The sequence below is a fragment of the Marinobacter sp. M3C genome, assembly GCF_023311895.1.
Classification (GTDB): Bacteria; Pseudomonadota; Gammaproteobacteria; order Pseudomonadales; family Oleiphilaceae; genus Marinobacter.
In genome coordinates this window covers 688,930-707,323 of the sequence record NZ_CP092284.1, presented here as the reverse complement: position 1 = coordinate 707,323, position 18,394 = coordinate 688,930, and the positions used below count along the sequence as shown (strand labels likewise).

Below are 18,394 nucleotides of genomic sequence, written 5' to 3'. Positions count from 1 at the left end.
CCCTGAACGAGATTTCCGAACGGAGAAAGATCTATGAGCCTTAATCCGAGAGACGTTGTCGTCATTGATTGCGTGCGGACTCCGATGGGCCGCGCCAAAAACGGCTGTTTCCGCAATGTACGTGCAGAAACACTGTCGGCAACCCTGATCGACGCACTGTTCGAGCGCAACCCCAAGCTCGATCCGAAAGAAGTAGAAGATGTCATTTGGGGCTGCGTGAACCAGACCCGCGAGCAGGGCTTTAATGTGGCACGCCATATTTCCCTGCTAACAAAAGTGCCCCACGAAGCCGGTGCGCAGACAGTTAACCGTTTGTGTGGTTCAGCCATGAGTGCGATTCACACCGCCGCCCAAGCGATCATGACCGGCAACGGTGAAATGTTCGTGGTGGGTGGTGTCGAGCACATGGGTCACATTAGTATGACTGACGGGTTTGATCACAACCCGGCGGCGTCTAAGTACACTGCGAAAGCTTCCAATATGATGGGCCTGACAGCAGAAATGCTGGCCAAGATGCACGGCATTACGCGTCAGCAACAGGACGAATTCGGAGCGCGTTCCCATCGCCTGGCGCAGGAAGCCACCGAGGAGGGCCGTTTCAAGAACGAAATCGTTCCCATAGAGGGCCATGATGAGAACGGTTTTAAAGTGCTGATTGAGCACGACGAAACCATTCGTCCGGAAACCACCGTTGAATCACTGGGCCAGTTGCGCCCGGCGTTTGATCCGAAAAACGGTACGGTCACGGCCGGTACATCATCGCAGCTCACCGACGGTGCCGCAGCGATGATATTGATGTCTGCCGAGCGTGCCCAGGCCCTTGGCCTCAAGCCTATGGCGCGTATTGTGAGCATGGCGGTAGCGGGCGTTGACCCTGCTATTATGGGCTACGGCCCGGTACCTGCGACCAAAAAAGCGCTCAAGCGTGCCGGCCTGAAAATCGAAGATATCGATTTTTGGGAGCTGAACGAGGCCTTTTCCGGGCAGTCCTTGCCGGTGTTGAAAGATCTCAAACTGATGGGTGTCGTGGATCAGAAAGTAAACCTTAACGGCGGTGCCATTGCACTTGGCCATCCGTTAGGCTGCTCTGGTGCGCGCATTTCAACCACGCTGCTGAATATCATGCAGGCCAACGGCGGTAGATATGGTGTGTCCACCATGTGTATCGGCTTGGGTCAGGGTATATCTACGGTGTGGGAGCGGCTGTGATTCCCTGCGGGACATAGCTGACATTTAACAACAAGGCCCGGCAATTCGCCGGGCCTTGTTGTTTATCAAAATGAAAAAAGTTGTTTATCCGGATGAAAAAAAGCCGGTTGGAAACCAAAGAATGGGTTGTCTTGCTATTCTTGACCCTGTAAAACAGTGATCCTATACATGTCAGCGGCAAGGTTGTATTTATAGCCGACTGATTTTACAGCGAGTTTGCGGTTTGCTGCACAACTGACCGATTTATCGCCAAGGATACAGATCTCCGATATGGGTAAAAGTCTCGTAATTGTCGAGTCGCCAGCGAAAGCGAAGACCATCAATAAGTACCTGGGGGACGACTTCATTGTTAAGTCGTCCGTCGGGCACATTCGTGATCTTCCGGTTAGCGGCAGCGGGTCCACCAGCGACCCCAAAGAGCGTGCTCGTCAGGCCGCCGTCACGCGTAAATTGAGCCCTGAAGACAAGGTGGTGCACAAGAAGCGTAAAGCTCGTGAACAGCTGGTCGCCCGTATGGGGATAGACCCGGATCACGATTGGAGCGCGCGCTATGAAATTTTGCCGGGCAAAGAGAAGGTCGTTAATGAGCTGAAACGCCTGGCCAAGTCGGCCGACCACATCTACCTGGCGACGGATTTGGACCGCGAAGGTGAGGCCATAGCCTGGCACCTTCAGCAAACCATTGGCGGCGAGCCGGAAAAATACCGGCGCGTTGTGTTCAACGAAATTACCAAGCGCGCTATTCAGGGCGCCTTCGAAAATCCAGGCAAGCTAGACACCGATATGGTGCATGCCCAGCAGGCAAGGCGGTTCCTGGACAGGGTAGTTGGTTACATGGTGTCGCCGCTGCTTTGGGCCAAATTGGCCCGCGGTTTGTCTGCCGGCCGTGTGCAATCGGTTGCGGTAAAGCTGATTGTTGAACGTGAACGGGAAATTCGCAAGTTTGTGCCGGAGGAGTACTGGCAGTTGTTTGCAGGCCTTGCAACCACCAGCGCCAAGCAGCCGGTGCGTTTTGAAGTGACCCGCTACAACGACAAACCTTATCGCCCGGTTAACGAAACCCAGAGCAATGACCACGTCACGCGGTTAAAAGTGGGTAAGTTTGCGGTAACCAAGCGTGAAGACAAACCCACCCGTTCGCGCCCGGGTGCTCCTTTCATAACGTCGACGTTGCAGCAGGCTGCCAGTAACCGCCTGGGCTTCAGTGTTAAGAAAACCATGATGTTGGCCCAGCGTTTGTACGAGGCCGGGTTCATCACCTATATGCGTACAGATTCCACCAACCTGAGCCAGGATGCCGTTAACAGCAGCCGCGACTACGTAGAGGCGACCTTTGGCAAAGAATACCTGCCGGACAGCCCGCGAATCTATGGCAGCAAGCAAGGCGCTCAGGAAGCTCACGAGGCTATTCGGCCGACCGAAGCTACCCGCAAGGCGGTCGCTATTACCGGTATCGAAAAAGACGCCGAGAAGCTTTACGACATTATTTGGCGCCAGTTCATTGGTTGCCAAATGGCCGACGCCGAATTTCTCAGCACGTCTATCGTCGTGTCCAACGGCGATTACGAGCTGCGCACCCGTGGCCGCATCAGCAAGTTTGAAGGTTTTTTGAAAGTGGCGCCCCAGGCGTCAAAAAAAGACGAAGATTTAGTGCTGCCAGACATCCATGTTGGTGAGAACCTGGGCCTGGATAAGCTCGAACCCACGCAGCACTTCACCAAGCCGTCACCGCGCTTCACTGAAGCGAGTCTGGTTAAAGAACTTGAAAAGCAGGGTATTGGCCGGCCTTCTACCTACGCCTCAATTATTTCGACCATTCAAGACCGTGGTTACGTGCGCCTGCAAAACCGTCGTTTTTACGCCGAAAAAATGGGCGAAATTGTGACTGAAAGGCTGTGTGAATCCTTCGGTAACCTGATGGATTACAGTTTTACTGCGCAGATGGAAGGTGATCTGGATCATGTTGCCGAAGGCAATGTGGAATGGAAAAAAGTATTGAATGATTTTTATGGCCGTTTCCGACAGCAACTGGAAGTGGCTGAAGCGGATGACGACGACGGCGGCATGCGCCCTAACGAGCCTACCGAAACAGACATTCCGTGTCCTACGTGCAGTCGGAATATGCAAATTCGCGTGGCCAGCACCGGCGTTTTTCTGGGCTGTTCGGGTTACTCGTTACCGCCAAAAGAGCGTTGTAAAACCACCATTAACCTGGTGACCGGCGACGAGGTGGTCAGCGCCGAAGAAGACGTGGAAGGTGAGGGCGAAAGCCGCCTGTTACGGATGAAGCGCCGCTGCCCGAAGTGCAGCACGGCCATGGACAGCTACCTGGTAGACGAAACCCGCAAGCTTCACGTGTGCGGTAATAACCCGGATTGCTCCGGGTATGAAGTCGAACAGGGCAGTTTCCGTATTAAGGGTTACGATGGCCCGACGTTGGACTGCGACAAGTGCGGCAGCGAAATGCAGCTGAAAACCGGTCGTTTCGGTAAGTATTTTGGCTGCACCAACGATGAGTGCAAAAATACCCGTAAGCTGCTGAAAAGTGGCGAGCCGGCACCGCCCAAGATGGACCCGGTGGCGATGCCGGAGTTGCAGTGCCAGAAAGTGGACGACACCTATGTGTTGCGCGATGGCGCGTCCGGCATGTTCCTGGCAGCCAGCAAGTTTCCCAAGAATCGGGAAACCCGTCCGCCGCTGTTACTGGAAATTAAACCTCACCGCGAAGAGATTGATCCCAAACACAACTATTTGATGGAAGCACCGGAGCGCGATCCTGAGGGTAATCCGTCGGTGATCCGCTACAGCCGGAAAACCAAAGAGCAGTATGTAATGTCGGAAAAAGACGGCAAAGCGACTGGTTGGTCGGCTTGGTACGTGAGCGGCAAGTGGCAGTCTAAACAGAAATGATGGCGGCGGATTGAGTCTTGAAGCGATGGGCGGGTGAAAACTCGCCCATCGCCGTTTATAAAGACGAAAAAATTCGCTATTGAACTTAGTCGCTTTACTTTTTAGGGCGCAAACGCGTGATAAGCGATGACGTATCCCAGCGCTCGCCACCCATCTGTTGTACATCTCCGTAGAACTGATCCACCAGTGCCGCTACCGGCAGACGAGCACCGTTTTTGCGCGCCTCTTCCAGGCAGATGGCCAGATCTTTACGCATCCAGTTCACTGCAAAGCCGTGTTCGAATTCACCAGCAATCATGGTGGCGGACCGGTTTTCCATTTGCCAGGACTGGGCTGCCCCCTTAGAGATCACTTCAACGACTTTACTGGCATCCAGACCAGCCTGTTCGGCAAAGTGCAGGGCCTCTGACAGCCCCTGAACCAACCCCGCAATGGCAATCTGGTTGACCATTTTCGTCTTTTGACCCGCGCCAGCTGGCCCCATAAGATTCAACGCTTTAGCGTAAGTGCTTAATACCGGTTCTGCTGTTGTAAAATCGCTGCTGCTACCACCGCACATGATGGTCAGTTGGCCCTTTTCGGCGCCTTGCTGTCCGCCAGACACCGGCGCATCCATAAAGCTCAGCTGGCGCTGTGCGGCTAGTTGGGCCAGGCGTTCGGCAGCCATCGCTGAGGCGGTAGTGTGGTCAATCAGCAGTGTGCCCTGGGTGGCATTAGCGAGAATGCCGGCGTCGCCTTCATACACCGCCAGTAAATCATCGTCGTTGCCCACGCAGGTAAGAACGATGGTGCTGCCTTGCACTGCCTCGGCGATGCTGGCGCAGGCTTTGCCGTTATAATCTTTTGCCCACTGCTGGCTTTTGCTGTTGGTACGATTCCACACCTGGACATCGTAGCCGGCAGCTGCCAAATGCCCGGCCATGGGATAACCCATAACGCCAAGACCAATAAAGCTCACGGTTGTCATGATTTGCTCCTCAGGATTGGTACAAAACAAAAAAACCGCTAAAACTAGCGGTTTTTCTGATATTTGATCAGGATGTTTGCATCACTGAATCAATCTTTTGGGTAATCGCGCTTGGGCGAACCCGTGTAAAGCTGGCGCGGACGACCAATGCGATAATCGCCGCTGACCATTTCGTTCCAATGAGAGAACCAACCGATGGTGCGTGCCATGGCAAACACAACGGTGAACATGGACGTTGGAATGCCGATCGCTTTGAGAATCAGGCCAGAGTAAAAGTCTACGTTCGGGTAAAGCTTACGCTCGACAAAGTATTCGTCTTCGAGGGCGATCTTTTCCAGGCGCTTGGCAATGCGCAGCAGCGGATCGTTTTCAAGGCCCAGTTCGGTTAGTACTTCATGAGCGGTTTCGGCCATGACCTTGGCCCGGGGATCAAAGTTTTTGTAGACCCGATGACCAAAACCCATCAGGCGGAACGGGTCGTCTTTGTCTTTGGCTCTTTCGATGAACGCTTCGATGTTGGCTTCGTCGCCAATTTCGGCCAGCATGGCCAAAACCGCTTCGTTGGCGCCGCCGTGAGCAGGCCCCCAGAGTGCTGCAATGCCGGAAGCCATACATGCGTAAGGGTTGGCGCCGGTAGAGCCCGCCAGGCGCACGGTAGAGGTGGATGCGTTCTGTTCGTGGTCAGCATGCAGGATAAATATTTTGTCCATTGCGTTGGCCAGGACCGGATTTGGCTTGTATTCCTCACATGGGGTGGCAAACATCATCTGCAGAAAGTTTTCGGCGTAGGTCAGATCATTACGCGGGTAAACAAACGGCTGGCCAATACTGTATTTGTAACACCAGGCTGCGATGGTGGGCATTTTCGCGATCAGGCGGTGGCCGGTAATTTCGCGCTGGTGCTCATCGGTTACGTCCATCTGGTCGTGATAGAACGCCGATAAAGCGCCCACAACGCCGCACATTATGGCCATTGGGTGCGCGTCACGACGGAAGCCGTTAAAGAAATTGCGCATTTGGTCATGCAGCATGGTGTGGTTTTTGATGGTTTCGTGAAATGCTACGTTTTCTTCGGCAGTGGGGAGTTCTCCGTGCAGCAGCAGCCAACATAGCTCCAGGTAGTCAGAGTGTTCTGCCAGCTGCTCGATCGGGTAGCCACGGTGCAAGAGCACACCCTTTTCGCCATCAATAAAGGTGATGGCGGACTCGCAAGCCGCTGTGGATACAAAGCCGGGATCGTAAGTGAACACGCCTTGCTGGACCAGGCTCCGTACATCAATAACGTCTGGGCCGACGGTGCCAGAGTAAACCGGCAGCTCAAGGGACTTGTTGCCCACTGTTAGCGTGGCTTTCCTGTCGGTCATGGTGCTCTCCTGTTTAGAAGCGTGTCAGATTTTCTGATTTTCAGAGTTTAACAATGCGCGAGTAGGGCGCGTATTATCGCAAAACTGGCGGCAAAATATAGGCTGATCGCTTTCTTTGTCAACAAAAGGCTACGCAAAAGATAAAAATGCTCGATAACGTCAATGAGTAAATGCCGGTATCCGTTATGGCGGTTGCAGGGCTTTGTTGTCAATAAGCCTTTTGTCTTCATATACATTCGTTTACTGGCAGTGATTTGCGTCAATTGCAGGTTTGTAATTAATTCGCTTACTCCTTATAATCTTTAGCCCGGAATTGGGGGGTTTAGCCAACCGTGGCGCCTTTCCCCAACGCAACCTTGCCAGCGCGCAACGAGTTGTCGGGGAAAAATCCCTTCATACCCTGAGCCAATCGTGTGTCAGCCTCGTATTTGCACACTGATCCTTACAAACCAATCATCTGCGTCCGGCTTGCCGGTTCCGCGGCAACAAAGAGAGTGTGAGAGCGCTGTGAATAGTAAACGACCAGTAAATCTCGATCTCGGCAAGTTTCATTTTCCATTGCCAGCCATTACTTCCATATTGCACCGCGTCAGCGGCATCATCATTTTTGTCGGTGTAGCGTTCATGCTTTATGGTCTGGATCTTTCCCTGTCAGGGGAAGAAGGGTACGGCCATGTAAGTGAATTGCTGAGCGGCTTCTTCGCCAAACTGATTATCTGGGGCATTTTGTCTGCCCTGCTATATCACCTGGTGGCAGGCACCAAGCACCTGTTGATGGACATGGGTATTGGTGAAGAGCTGGAAAGTGGCCTGGTGGCTGCCAAAGTGACTCTGGCCGTTGCCATAATTCTGATTGTACTGGCAGGAGTTTGGATATGGGCAATGTAAGTAGTGTAACCAATCTGGGCCGTAGCGGTGTTGCAGACTGGCTAATGCAGCGGGTTTCAGCCTATGTTCTCGCATTGTACACGGTGGTTCTTTTTGTCTTCATTATCGCCAATCCCGGCTTGGGCTACGAAACCTGGGCAGGCTTCTTTAGCCAGACCTGGATGCGCATTTTCACGCTGATGGCTCTGCTTTCGATTGGCGCGCACGCTTGGGTTGGTTTGTGGACAGTAACGACTGACTATATGAAATCAGCCTTACCGCGCTTTCTGGTGCAGGCCGCGTGCGGTCTGACCATGTTCGTGTATGTGGTTTGGGGTATTCAGATCCTGTGGGGGGTTTAATTAATGTCTAACATCAAGACCATGACCTTTGACGCCATCGTGATTGGCGGCGGCGGTGCCGGTATGCGCGCAGCGCTACAGTTGACTGAATCCGGCGTTAAAGCCGCGTGTATTACCAAGGTGTTTCCAACTCGTTCGCACACTGTGTCTGCCCAAGGTGGCATTACCTGTGCGATCGCCAGCGCGGATCCCAACGACGACTGGCGCTGGCACATGTATGACACCGTGAAGGGGTCCGATTACATTGCTGACCAGGACGCAGTTGAATATATGTGTTCGGTAGGTCCGCAAGCTGTATTCGAACTTGAACACATGGGTCTGCCATTCTCACGCACCGAGCAGGGTCGTATTTACCAGCGCCCGTTTGGTGGTCAGTCCAAAGGGCCGAATGATTCTACCCAGGCAGCTCGTACCTGTGCGGCGGCCGACCGTACAGGTCATGCGCTCCTGCACACGCTGTATCAAGCCAACCTGAAAGGTGGAACCACCTTCCTGAATGAATGGTATGCGGTAGACCTGGTCAAAAACGCCAAAAATGAAGTTGTTGGTGTTGTTGCCATCGAAATCGAAACGGGAGAAGTGGCATACATCAAGGCCAAAGCAACGGTTCTTGCGACCGGCGGCGCTGGCCGTATTTATGCCTCTACCACCAATGCCCTGATTAACACCGGCGACGGTATCGGCATGGCCCTGCGTGCCGGTTTCCCGATGCAGGATATGGAAATGTGGCAGTTCCACCCCACCGGCATTTACGGTGCGGGCACGCTTGTGACCGAAGGCTGTCGGGGTGAAGGCGGTTACTTGATCAACTCCGAAGGCGAGCGGTTCATGGAGCGCTACGCGCCCAATTCCAAAGATCTTGCAGGCCGTGACGTTGTTGCACGCTCTATGGTCATCGAGATTCTTGAAGGCCGTGGCTGTGGTCCTGAAAAAGATCACGTTCTGTTGAAGCTCGACCACTTGGGTGAAGAAACCCTGAATCTGCGGTTGCCGGGTATTTGTGAGCTATCAAAGACCTTTGCCCATGTAGATCCGGTGAAAGAGCCTGTTCCTGTTGTTCCAACCTGTCATTACATGATGGGCGGTATTCCGACGAACGTCGGCGGCCAGGCGCTGACCCAAGACGATGACGGCAAAGATCAGCCAATCCGTGGTTTGTTTGCCTGTGGTGAAGCGGCTTGTGTTTCAGTTCACGGTGCCAACCGTCTTGGCGGCAACTCGCTTCTGGACCTGGTCGTGTTTGGCCGTGCAGCTGGCCTTCACATTGAAGAGCAGTTGCGCAACGGCTTTGACGTAGACGGCGCCAGTGACGCTGACATCAAGCGCGCCATGGCGCGACTGGATCGGTTGGCGAATGCCCGCGAAGGTGAACACGTGGCGGCGGTTCGTAAAGATCTGCAAACCTGCATGCAGCTGTATTTCGGTGTGTTCCGCGACGGCGAAAGCATGGAAAAAGGTCTGCAACTGTTGAATGAAATCGGTGAGCGCGTTCGTAACACCCGCCTGACCGACACCAGCAACGCGTTCAATACCGCGCGTATTGAGGCGTTGGAACTGGATAACCTGTTTGAAGTTGCTTACGCCACTGCCGTATCAGCGGTAGAGCGAAAGGAAAGTCGCGGTGCTCATGCCCGCAACGACTTTACTGAGCGTGACGACGAGAACTGGTTGAAGCACTCGCTTTATTTCCCGCTGGACAAGCGGGTTGGCAAGCGTGATGTTAACTTCTCGCCGAAGACTGTCGACACATTCCAGCCGATGATTCGGTCGTATTAAGGGGACGAAGACTATGTTGGTAAGCCTTTATCGTTACAACCCGGAAGCAGACAACGCCCCGTTCATGCAGGATGTCGAGGTTGAACTTCCGAAAGGTAAAGACCTGATGGTGCTGGACGTGCTCAATCTGCTGAAAGAAAAAGACGTCACCCTGTCTTACCGGCGGTCATGCCGTGAAGGCGTGTGCGGCTCTGACGGCATGAACATGAACGGCAAAAATGGCCTGGCGTGCATCACGCCGGTGTCTCAGGTGATCAAAAAAGACAAGCTGGTATTGCGCCCGTTGCCTGGTTTGCCGGTTATCCGTGATCTGGTTGTGGATATGAGCCTGTTTTACAAGCAGTATGAAAAGGTCATGCCGTACTTGGTCAACAACCAGCCGGCACCCGCTATAGAGCGTTTGCAGACGCCGGAAGACCGTGAAAAGCTCGACGGTCTTTACGAGTGTATACTATGCGCATGCTGTTCCACGGCTTGCCCGTCGTTCTGGTGGAACCCGGATAAGTTTATTGGCCCCGCAGGCCTGTTGCAGGCTTACCGCTTCCTGGCGGACAGCCGTGACACTGCCCAAGCCGAGCGTTTGGCTGATTTGGACGATCCGTTCAGCGTGTTCCGTTGCCGCGGTATTATGAACTGTGTCAGCGTGTGCCCGAAGGGTCTTAATCCGACCCGGGCTATTGGTCATATTCGGAACCTGTTGCTGCAGCGGGCAACTTGAGCAGCAAAATGTAATACAGACGTTATACTGTGTCTGCTGAGTAAGACCCTTGAAGGCCTCGCCAATTTGGCGGGGCCTTCAACCAAAGGCGTATAGTCAATAGTCTGGTAGCGGTTCAAAATTCGTGTGCCGTGATTGTTAGCCGTTAGATGGCTTGCACTGCGTCGCTAAGTATAAAAAATTTCGGGGAAAGCAGGCATCCGTTCCGGATGTGGCGGCCAAAGTCGACAGCGTAAAAACCCGTATTGACTGGCATGAGGCACTGGCCGACCATAACGGCTTCCCGTACCAGCCCAAGGTGAGCTATTCAAAATGCACGAAAGCATCATGGAGCAGTTGTGGCAAACTTCCCATTTACAGGGAGGTAATCTTGCCTACGTTGAACAGATTTTTGAAACCTATCTTTCAGACCCTAACGCCATTCCTGAAGAGTGGCGAAGTTACTTTGACAAGCTTCCCAGTGTCGATGGCTATCAGGGTAAAGATATTGCCCACTCCGCAATCCGCGAACAATTTAAGCATATTTCCAGCAATCAGCGTTTCCTGGCTAGCAATACTGCGCCAGAAGGTGCCGTACCTGATGCGGACAAAAAGCAGACACGCGTACTGCAATTGATTAACGCATACCGCTTTCGTGGTCACCAGCACGCGAAACTGGACCCGCTGAATGTCAAGCCGCGTGAATTGGTTGAAGATCTTGACCCGGCTTTCCACGAGCTTTACAGCGCCGATAACGATATCGAGTTTCAGACTGGCTCGCTGAGTTTCGGTTCGGAAACAATGAAGCTGGGCGACATCATAGAAGGCTTGCAGCAGACCTATTGCGAGAGCATTGGTGCAGAATACATGCACATTGTTGACACTCGCATCAAGCGTTGGTTCCAACAACGTATGGAGCCGATCCGCTCCAACCCCGGTTTTGAAGCCGACACCCGCATTCATTTGCTCGAACGCCTGACCGCCGCCGAGGGCCTGGAAAAATATCTGGGCTCACGCTACCCCGGCGTTAAGCGTTTTGGCCTGGAAGGTGGCGAAAGCCTGATTCCCTGCCTTGACGAAATCATTCAGCGCGCCGGTTCCGGTGGCACCAAAGAAATCGTTCTGGGAATGGCGCACCGTGGCCGCCTGAATGTGTTGGTTAATATTCTGGGTAAAAATCCGACAGAAATCTTTGACGAGTTCGAAGGCAAAAAACTGGCGGACTCGGGTTCCGGTGACGTTAAGTATCACCAAGGCTTCTCATCCAACGTGATGACCCCGGGTGGTGAGGTTCACCTGGCCTTGGCCTTTAACCCTTCGCACCTGGAAATTGTGTCCCCGGTGGTTGTGGGCTCGGTTCGCGCTCGCCAAACCCGCCGTGAAGATAAAGACGGCAGGCAGGTTTTGCCGGTGATCATGCACGGCGATGCTTCGTTTGCAGGCCAGGGCGTGGTGATGGAAACCTTCCAGATGTCACAGACCCGCGGTTTTGGTACTGGCGGCACTGTACATATTGTGATCAACAACCAGGTTGGCTTTACCACCAGCAAAAAAGAAGACGCTCGTTCTACGGAATACTGTACAGACATCGCCAAAATGGTACAGGCTCCGATTCTGCACGTGAACGCAGACGACCCGGAAGCGGTGTTGTTTGTAACCCGAATGGCAATGGACTATCGCACCGAATTTAAAGGCGACGTGGTTATTGACCTGGTGTGCTACCGCCGCCGTGGTCACAACGAAGCCGACGAGCCTGCCGCTACTCAGCCGATGATGTACGAAAAAATTCGTAAGCTGAAAACCACGCGCAATATCTACGTAGATAGTCTGATTGATGCTGGTGTCGTGAGCGAAGACCTCGCCAAGCAGATGGAAAATGATTACCGCACGGCTCTTGATAATGGTGAGCACGTAGTCAAAGCGTTGGTTAAAGAGCCAAACGCCAAGTTGCATGTTGACTGGACGCCGTATTTGGGCCATGAGTGGACAGCCAAGTGCAAGTCTAGCGTGCCACTGAAAACGATTCAAAAGCTGGGTAAAAAACTGAGCGAAGTACCGGAAGGTTTCAGTATTCAGCGTCAGGTGTCTAAAATCGTTAAGGATCGTGACAAGATGACGGCCGGCGCCTTGCCTCTTAACTGGGGTTACGGCGAGATCATGGCCTATGCAACATTGTTAAACGAAGGTTACCCGATTCGTATAACAGGGCAGGACGTTGGTCGTGGTACTTTCTCACACCGTCACGCCGTACTGCATAACCAGAAAGATGGCTCTACGCACATTGCGCTGACTCATTTGTCTGACGATCAGCCCAAGTTCGAGCTTTACGATTCTCTGCTATCCGAAGAGGCTGCACTGGCCTTCGAATACGGCTATGCGACCACATCACCTAGCGCGCTGGTTGTCTGGGAAGCGCAGTTTGGCGACTTTGCCAATGGTGCCCAGGTGGTAATCGATCAGTTCCTGACCAGCGGTGAGCACAAGTGGGGCCGTCTGTGCGGCCTTACCATGTTGTTGCCCCATGGTTATGAAGGTCAGGGCCCAGAGCATAGCTCGGCGCGCATTGAGCGCTTCCTGCAGTTGAGTGCGGAACAGAACATCCAGGTGTGCGTACCCACAACGCCGTCGCAGGTATTCCACATGCTGCGCCGACAGGTGAAGCGCCCGGTTCGTAAACCATTGATTGCAATTACGCCAAAGAGCCTGTTGCGCCATAAAGAAGCTATTTCCAGCCTGGACGACCTGACTTCAGGTACATTCCAGACCGTTCTGCCGGAAAAAGAACCGTCTGATGCGAAAAAAATCACTCGGGTTATTCTTTGCAGCGGTAAGGTCTACTATGAATTGCTGGAGAAGAAGAAGACCGACGAGCGTAACGACACGGCCATTATCCGTATAGAGCAGCTGTATCCGTTCCCGGGTGAAGATCTGGACGAATTACTGGCGGGATTCAGCAAGCTTAAGCACGCTGTCTGGTGCCAGGAAGAACCGATGAACCAGGGCGCCTGGTATAGCAGCCAGCACCATATGCGCAACGCGCTGCAACGGCTGAACCCTAAACTGCACCTCGAATATGCGGGTCGTGATGCCTCGGCTGCACCCGCGGCCGGCCACATGTCTGTGCACATCGAACAGCAGAAAAAACTGGTTAACGACGCATTTGAAGTTTGACGAGCTACCGAGCTATCGAACTTCCGAGCTATCGAACAAAGGAACCGTAATGTCTACAGAGATTAAAGCCCCCGTATTCCCGGAGTCGGTCGCAGAAGGTACTGTCGCGACCTGGCACAAGCAGCCGGGTGAAGCCTGCGCGCGCGATGAGCTGATCGTTGATATTGAAACCGACAAAGTGGTGCTGGAAGTTGTTGCACTGGCTGACGGTGTCATCGAAGAAATCTTGAAAAACGAAGGCGACACCGTAGAGAGCGGTGAAGTGATCGGAAGATTCAAAGCAGGCGCTGCTGGTGAGTCTAAGGGCTCCGACAGTAAAGACGCTGCTGAAAGCAAAGACAAAGCCGAAAGTAAAGACCAAAGCGCCGACGTGTCGCCCTCTTCAGACACGATTCTGAGCCCGGCTGCGCGTAAGCTGGCTGTCGAGAACAACGTTGAGCCAAGTACATTGAAAGGTACTGGGAAAGACGGCCGGATTTCTAAAGAAGACGTTCAGAGCCACATTGATAACGCCAAGTCTTCCACTGACTCGTCTGCTGCCAAGCCTGCCGCTGCGCCCGTAGCCGAGATCAGTGCCGGTGAGCGGATTGAAAAACGCGTTCCCATGACTCGCCTGCGCGCCAGCATTGCGAAGCGCCTGGTCAATGCACAACAGAGCGCTGCCATGTTGACCACCTTTAACGAGGTGAACATGGGGCCGATCATGGAACTGCGCAAGCAATACAAAGAAAGCTTCGAAAAGCGCCACGGTATTAAGTTGGGCTTTATGTCTTTCTTTACCAAAGCGGCTACCGAAGCCCTGAAGCGCTTCCCTGCGGTGAATGCGTCCATCGACGGCAACGACATGGTTTACCATGGCTACCAGGACATCGGTGTGGCGGTATCCACCGAACGCGGTTTGGTGGTTCCGGTAATACGTGACGCTGACGCACTGAGCCTTGCTGACATCGAGAAGAAAATTGTCGAGTACGGTACCAAGGCCAAAACGGGCAAGCTGGGCATTGATGAAATGACCGGTGGTACCTTCACCATTACCAACGGAGGCACCTTTGGTTCCCTGTTGTCGACGCCTATTCTGAACCCGCCACAAACGGCGATTCTGGGTATGCATAAGATCCAGCCACGCCCGATGGCAGTGAATGGTCAGGTGGTAATACAGCCCATGATGTATTTGGCGCTGTCTTATGACCATCGCATGATTGACGGCAAGGAAGCAGTGCAGTTCCTGGTTGCCATTAAGGATATGCTGGAAGATCCTGCGCGTATCCTGCTGGACGTATAGGCACTCCACTTATCGAATCGGAATACAGGATTAACTATGGCTGACAAGTTTGATGTAATCGTAATTGGCGCCGGCCCCGGTGGTTATGTGGCCGCAATTAAAGCCGCACAACTGGGCCTGAACGTCGCCTGCGTAGAAAGCTGGTCTTCTGACGAAGGCAAGCAGGTGTTGGGTGGAACCTGCCTGAACGTGGGTTGTATCCCGTCCAAGGCGCTGCTGGAGATTTCTCACAAGTACGAGGAAGCTCAACACGGCTTTGCCGAGCAGGGCATTATTGCCAATGACGTCTCCATTGACGTTGCTAAAATGATGGAGCGTAAGAGCGGCATTGTGAAGCAACTGACCGGCGGCATTGCGGGGTTGTTCAAGTCAAACGGCGTTACCGCGATTTATGGTCACGGCAAGCTGCTGGCAAGCCGGCAGGTGGAAGTGACGGATAACGACGGCAAGACTAAGACCTATGAAGCCGATAACGTTATTTTGGCGACAGGCTCTCGTCCGATTGAAATTCCACCAGCGCCAAAAACCGAAGGTTATATCACCGATTCTGAAGGCGCTCTGGAATTTACCGAAGTGCCCAAGCGATTGGGTGTGATTGGTGCCGGCATTATTGGTTTGGAGCTGGGCAGCGTTTGGGCCCGACTGGGTTCTGAAGTGACCTTGCTGGAAGCCCAGGATACGTTCTTGCCAGGGGTGGACCAGCAGATTGCCAAGGCCACTTTGAAAGAGTTCCAGAAGCAGGGCCTGAATATTGTCATGGGCGGCCGTGTAACGGGTGCCGAGGTCAAGCGCAAGTTGGTCTACGTCAGTTACGAAGACAGCAAGGGCAAGCAGGAGCTGATGGTCGATAAGCTGATTGTGGCTGTTGGTCGTCGCCCCTATGCGGACAACCTTCTGGCAGCAGACTCCGGTGTCAACATGGACGAGCGCGGGTTCGTATCCGTGGACGACCACTGTAAAACCGACGCCCCAGGCGTTTGGGCGATTGGTGACCTGGTGCGTGGCCCGATGCTGGCCCACAAGGCTTCTGAAGAAGGCGTTATGGTTGCCGAACGCATTGCCGGCCATAAACCACAGGTAAACTATGACTGCATTCCCAATGTCATTTACACCGCGCCGGAAGTTGCGTGGGTTGGGAAGACTGAAGAGCAGCTAAAGGCTGACGGTGCAGCCTATAAAGTCGGAACCTTCCCGTTTGCGGCAAACGGGCGCGCCATGGCCGCCAATTCGGCGGTGGGCATGGTGAAGATTATTGCGGACGAGAAAACCGACCGCATTCTGGGCTTTCACGTGTTGGGCCCCGCGGCGTCTGAAATTGTGGCTCAGGGCGTTATCGCCATGGAGTTCGGTTCCAGCGCAGAAGATCTTGCGTTGACCTGTTTTGCCCACCCGACTCTGTCTGAGTCAGTGCACGAGGCAGCGCTTGCAGTTAACGGTGGTGCAATTCACATTGCTAATCGTCGCAAGAAGAAATAGTAAGCCAGAAAGTCATGGGGCGCCTTAGGGCGCCCCATGACTTTTAGAGACTCTTGTTTTAACGACTCTGGTTTCTCTATACGCAATCGTTGGGCCGGTGTCATCAGGGTCCATCAAGATGGATTTTCCGCTAGCGGGTTTATCCCACAGGTGTTTATCCTTCATCAAAAAGCAGGACATAAACTATGAATTTGCACGAATATCAGGGCAAGCAGCTTTTCGCTGAATATGGCTTGCCTGTATCACAGGGCATTGCCTGTGATACCCCGGATGAGGCAGTAGCAGCTGCAGAAAAGATTGGTGGCGATAGCTGGGTTGTTAAAGCCCAGGTTCACGCCGGTGGCCGTGGTAAAGCCGGCGGTGTAAAGCTGGTTAAAAATATCGACGACATCCGTGCCTTTGCCGAGCAGTGGCTGGGCAAGAAGCTGGTGACTTTCCAGACTGACGAGCACGGCCAGCCGGTTAGCAAAATTTTGGTTGAATCCCTGACGGACATCGACCAAGAGCTTTATTTGGGCGCGGTTGTAGACCGTGGTACCCGCCGTATTGTATTCATGGCCTCCACCGAAGGTGGCGTTGAAATTGAAACGGTTGCGGAAGAAACCCCGGAAAAAATTCTTAAGGCCGAAATCGATCCGCTGGTAGGCGCACAGCCTTACCAAGGACGCGAGCTGGCGTTCAAACTGGGCCTGGAAGGCAAACAGATCGGCCAATTTACCAAGATCTTCATGGGTCTGGCGAAGCTGTTTGAAGATTACGACCTGGCGCTGTTGGAAATTAACCCGCTGGTTATCACCCCGGCTGGTGATCTTCACTGCCTGGATGCGAAAATCGGCGTTGATGGCAACGCTCTTTACCGTCAGAAGAAACTTCAGGCCATGCGCGATCCGTCACAGGAAGATTCCCGTGAAGCCGAAGCTGCAGCCTGGGAACTGAACTACGTAGCGCTGGATGGCAACATCGGCTGCATGGTTAACGGTGCTGGTTTGGCCATGGGTACCATGGACATCATCAAGCTGGCTGGCGGACGCCCGGCTAACTTCCTGGACGTTGGCGGCGGTGCTACCAAAGAGCGCGTAACCGAAGCGTTCAAAATCATCCTGTCTGACGATGCCGTGCAAGCCGTACTGGTCAATATCTTCGGTGGCATTGTACGTTGCGACATGATTGCTGAAGGCATCATTGGCGCGGTTAAAGAAGTAGGCGTGAAAGTGCCTGTGGTTGTTCGCCTTGAGGGCAACAACGCTGAACTGGGTTCTAAAGTTTTGGCAGAAAGCGGTTTGAACATCATCGCCGCTAGCAGCCTGGCCGATGCCGCAGAGCAAGTCGTTAAAGTCGCGGGGGGCAAATAATGAGCATTCTGATCAATAAAGACACCAAGGTAATCTGCCAGGGCTTTACCGGTTCACAAGGCACATTCCACTCCCAGCAGGCTATTGAATACGGCACCAACATGGTCGGTGGCGTAAGCCCCGGCAAAGGCGGCACCGAGCACTTGGGTTTGCCGGTGTTCAACACCGTACGTGAGGCTGTAGAAAAGACCGGTGCACACGCGACCGTGATCTACGTTCCGGCTCCGTTTTGTAAAGACGCCATCATTGAAGCGGCAGATGCCGGACTCGAGCTGATTGTGTGCATCACCGAAGGTATTCCTACCATCGATATGCTGTACGCCAAAGAGTACGTTGACCGCAAAGGCGTGCGCATGATCGGGCCCAACTGCCCGGGCGTTATCACACCGGGTGAGTGTAAAATCGGCATCATGCCGGGCCACATTCACAAGCCGGGCAAAGTCGGTATTGTGTCGCGCTCTGGTACTTTGACCTACGAAGCCGTCAAGCAGACGACAGATTTTGGCTACGGCCAGTCTACCTGCGTCGGCATCGGCGGCGATCCGATTCCTGGGTCTAACTTCATCGACATCCTCAAGCTGCTGCAAGAAGACCCGCAGACTGAAGCGATTGTGATGATCGGCGAAATTGGCGGCACTGCGGAAGAAGAAGCCGCAGCGTACATCAAAGAGCACGTCACCAAGCCGGTGGTTTCTTACATTGCCGGTGTAACAGCGCCTCCTGGCAAGCGTATGGGCCACGCCGGTGCGATCATTTCCGGTGGTAAGGGTACCGCAGACGAGAAGTTTGCTGCTCTGAACGACGCCGGTGTGAAAACCGTGCGCAGCCTGGCCGACATTGGCAAGGCTCTAAAAGAAGTGACTGGCTGGTAAAACCCGCAGTCATTTTTAAAAACCCCCGTTTCTGTTCTGCAGAGCGGGGGTTTTTTGCTTATAATGTCTGGTCGCCTGGCGTAATATGT

Annotated in this window: 13 protein-coding genes; 11 read left to right on the top strand and 2 right to left on the bottom strand. The window is 53.6% G+C overall.

Annotated features, from left to right (window positions below):
* Positions 1–33: 33 nt before the first annotated feature.
* Both fadA and topA read left to right on the top strand, forming a co-directional pair.
* Positions 34–1,209: an acetyl-CoA C-acyltransferase FadA gene (gene fadA, locus MIH18_RS03090; protein ID WP_249008637.1), complete on the top strand. Its 1,176-nt coding sequence runs from the start codon at positions 34–36 to the stop codon at positions 1,207–1,209.
* A 270-nt stretch (positions 1,210–1,479) separates the two neighbouring features.
* The gene (topA, locus tag MIH18_RS03085) at positions 1,480–4,119 is read left to right on the top strand and encodes a type I DNA topoisomerase (RefSeq protein WP_249008638.1); all 2,640 of its coding nucleotides are present in this window, start codon (positions 1,480–1,482) and stop codon (positions 4,117–4,119) included.
* A 94-nt stretch (positions 4,120–4,213) separates the two neighbouring features.
* Here the strand turns inward: topA and MIH18_RS03080 are convergent, their stop codons facing one another.
* Positions 4,214–5,086, bottom strand: coding sequence for an NAD(P)-dependent oxidoreductase (locus tag MIH18_RS03080; RefSeq protein WP_249008639.1), 873 nt, complete (start codon positions 5,084–5,086; stop codon positions 4,214–4,216).
* Positions 5,087–5,175: 89 nt separating this feature from the next.
* A complete protein-coding gene (gltA, locus tag MIH18_RS03075; protein ID WP_249008640.1) occupies positions 5,176–6,450 on the bottom strand; it encodes a citrate synthase in 1,275 nt (424 codons plus the stop codon).
* A 507-nt stretch (positions 6,451–6,957) separates the two neighbouring features.
* Between gltA and sdhC the strand changes: the two genes are divergently transcribed.
* From sdhC to sucD, 9 genes are all read left to right on the top strand, one after another.
* Positions 6,958–7,338 (top strand): succinate dehydrogenase, cytochrome b556 subunit, encoded by a 381-nt coding sequence (sdhC, locus tag MIH18_RS03070; RefSeq protein WP_249008641.1) that lies wholly within the window; start codon positions 6,958–6,960, stop codon positions 7,336–7,338.
* Positions 7,326–7,679, top strand: coding sequence for a succinate dehydrogenase, hydrophobic membrane anchor protein (sdhD, locus tag MIH18_RS03065; protein ID WP_249008642.1), 354 nt, complete (start codon positions 7,326–7,328; stop codon positions 7,677–7,679). The genes sdhC and sdhD overlap by 13 nt, the downstream gene beginning before the upstream one ends.
* A gap of 3 nt (positions 7,680–7,682) precedes the next feature.
* Complete coding sequence (gene sdhA, locus MIH18_RS03060) at positions 7,683–9,455, top strand: succinate dehydrogenase flavoprotein subunit (protein ID WP_249008643.1); 1,773 nt, start codon at positions 7,683–7,685, stop codon at positions 9,453–9,455.
* Between the two features lie 13 nt (positions 9,456–9,468).
* Positions 9,469–10,173, top strand: coding sequence for a succinate dehydrogenase iron-sulfur subunit (locus tag MIH18_RS03055; protein ID WP_249008644.1), 705 nt, complete (start codon positions 9,469–9,471; stop codon positions 10,171–10,173).
* Between the two features lie 312 nt (positions 10,174–10,485).
* On the top strand, positions 10,486–13,323 hold the full coding sequence (locus MIH18_RS03050) for a 2-oxoglutarate dehydrogenase E1 component (protein WP_249013903.1): 2,838 nt from the start codon (positions 10,486–10,488) through the stop codon (positions 13,321–13,323).
* A gap of 49 nt (positions 13,324–13,372) precedes the next feature.
* The gene (gene odhB / locus MIH18_RS03045) at positions 13,373–14,605 is read left to right on the top strand and encodes a 2-oxoglutarate dehydrogenase complex dihydrolipoyllysine-residue succinyltransferase (protein WP_249013902.1); all 1,233 of its coding nucleotides are present in this window, start codon (positions 13,373–13,375) and stop codon (positions 14,603–14,605) included.
* A 36-nt stretch (positions 14,606–14,641) separates the two neighbouring features.
* The gene (gene lpdA, locus MIH18_RS03040; protein WP_249013901.1) at positions 14,642–16,081 is read left to right on the top strand and encodes a dihydrolipoyl dehydrogenase; all 1,440 of its coding nucleotides are present in this window, start codon (positions 14,642–14,644) and stop codon (positions 16,079–16,081) included.
* Between the two features lie 185 nt (positions 16,082–16,266).
* Positions 16,267–17,433: an ADP-forming succinate--CoA ligase subunit beta gene (gene sucC, locus MIH18_RS03035; RefSeq protein WP_249008648.1), complete on the top strand. Its 1,167-nt coding sequence runs from the start codon at positions 16,267–16,269 to the stop codon at positions 17,431–17,433.
* Positions 17,433–18,305: a succinate--CoA ligase subunit alpha gene (gene sucD / locus MIH18_RS03030; RefSeq protein WP_249008649.1), complete on the top strand. Its 873-nt coding sequence runs from the start codon at positions 17,433–17,435 to the stop codon at positions 18,303–18,305. Before sucC ends, sucD begins: the two co-directional genes overlap by 1 nt.
* Positions 18,306–18,394: the final 89 nt, after the last annotated feature.

Coding starts and splice junctions, on each gene's coding strand:
- sdhA (WP_249008643.1), top strand. CDS start 7,683: ATGTCTAACATCAAGACCATGACCTTTGACGCCATCGTGATTGGCGGC.
- MIH18_RS03055 (WP_249008644.1), top strand. CDS start 9,469: ATGTTGGTAAGCCTTTATCGTTACAACCCGGAAGCAGACAACGCCCCG.
- gltA (WP_249008640.1), bottom strand. CDS start 6,450: ATGACCGACAGGAAAGCCACGCTAACAGTGGGCAACAAGTCCCTTGAG.
- MIH18_RS03050 (WP_249013903.1), top strand. CDS start 10,486: ATGCACGAAAGCATCATGGAGCAGTTGTGGCAAACTTCCCATTTACAG.
- odhB (WP_249013902.1), top strand. CDS start 13,373: ATGTCTACAGAGATTAAAGCCCCCGTATTCCCGGAGTCGGTCGCAGAA.
- sdhD (WP_249008642.1), top strand. CDS start 7,326: ATGGGCAATGTAAGTAGTGTAACCAATCTGGGCCGTAGCGGTGTTGCA.
- lpdA (WP_249013901.1), top strand. CDS start 14,642: ATGGCTGACAAGTTTGATGTAATCGTAATTGGCGCCGGCCCCGGTGGT.
- sucC (WP_249008648.1), top strand. CDS start 16,267: ATGAATTTGCACGAATATCAGGGCAAGCAGCTTTTCGCTGAATATGGC.
- MIH18_RS03080 (WP_249008639.1), bottom strand. CDS start 5,086: ATGACAACCGTGAGCTTTATTGGTCTTGGCGTTATGGGTTATCCCATG.
- topA (WP_249008638.1), top strand. CDS start 1,480: ATGGGTAAAAGTCTCGTAATTGTCGAGTCGCCAGCGAAAGCGAAGACC.
- fadA (WP_249008637.1), top strand. CDS start 34: ATGAGCCTTAATCCGAGAGACGTTGTCGTCATTGATTGCGTGCGGACT.
- sucD (WP_249008649.1), top strand. CDS start 17,433: ATGAGCATTCTGATCAATAAAGACACCAAGGTAATCTGCCAGGGCTTT.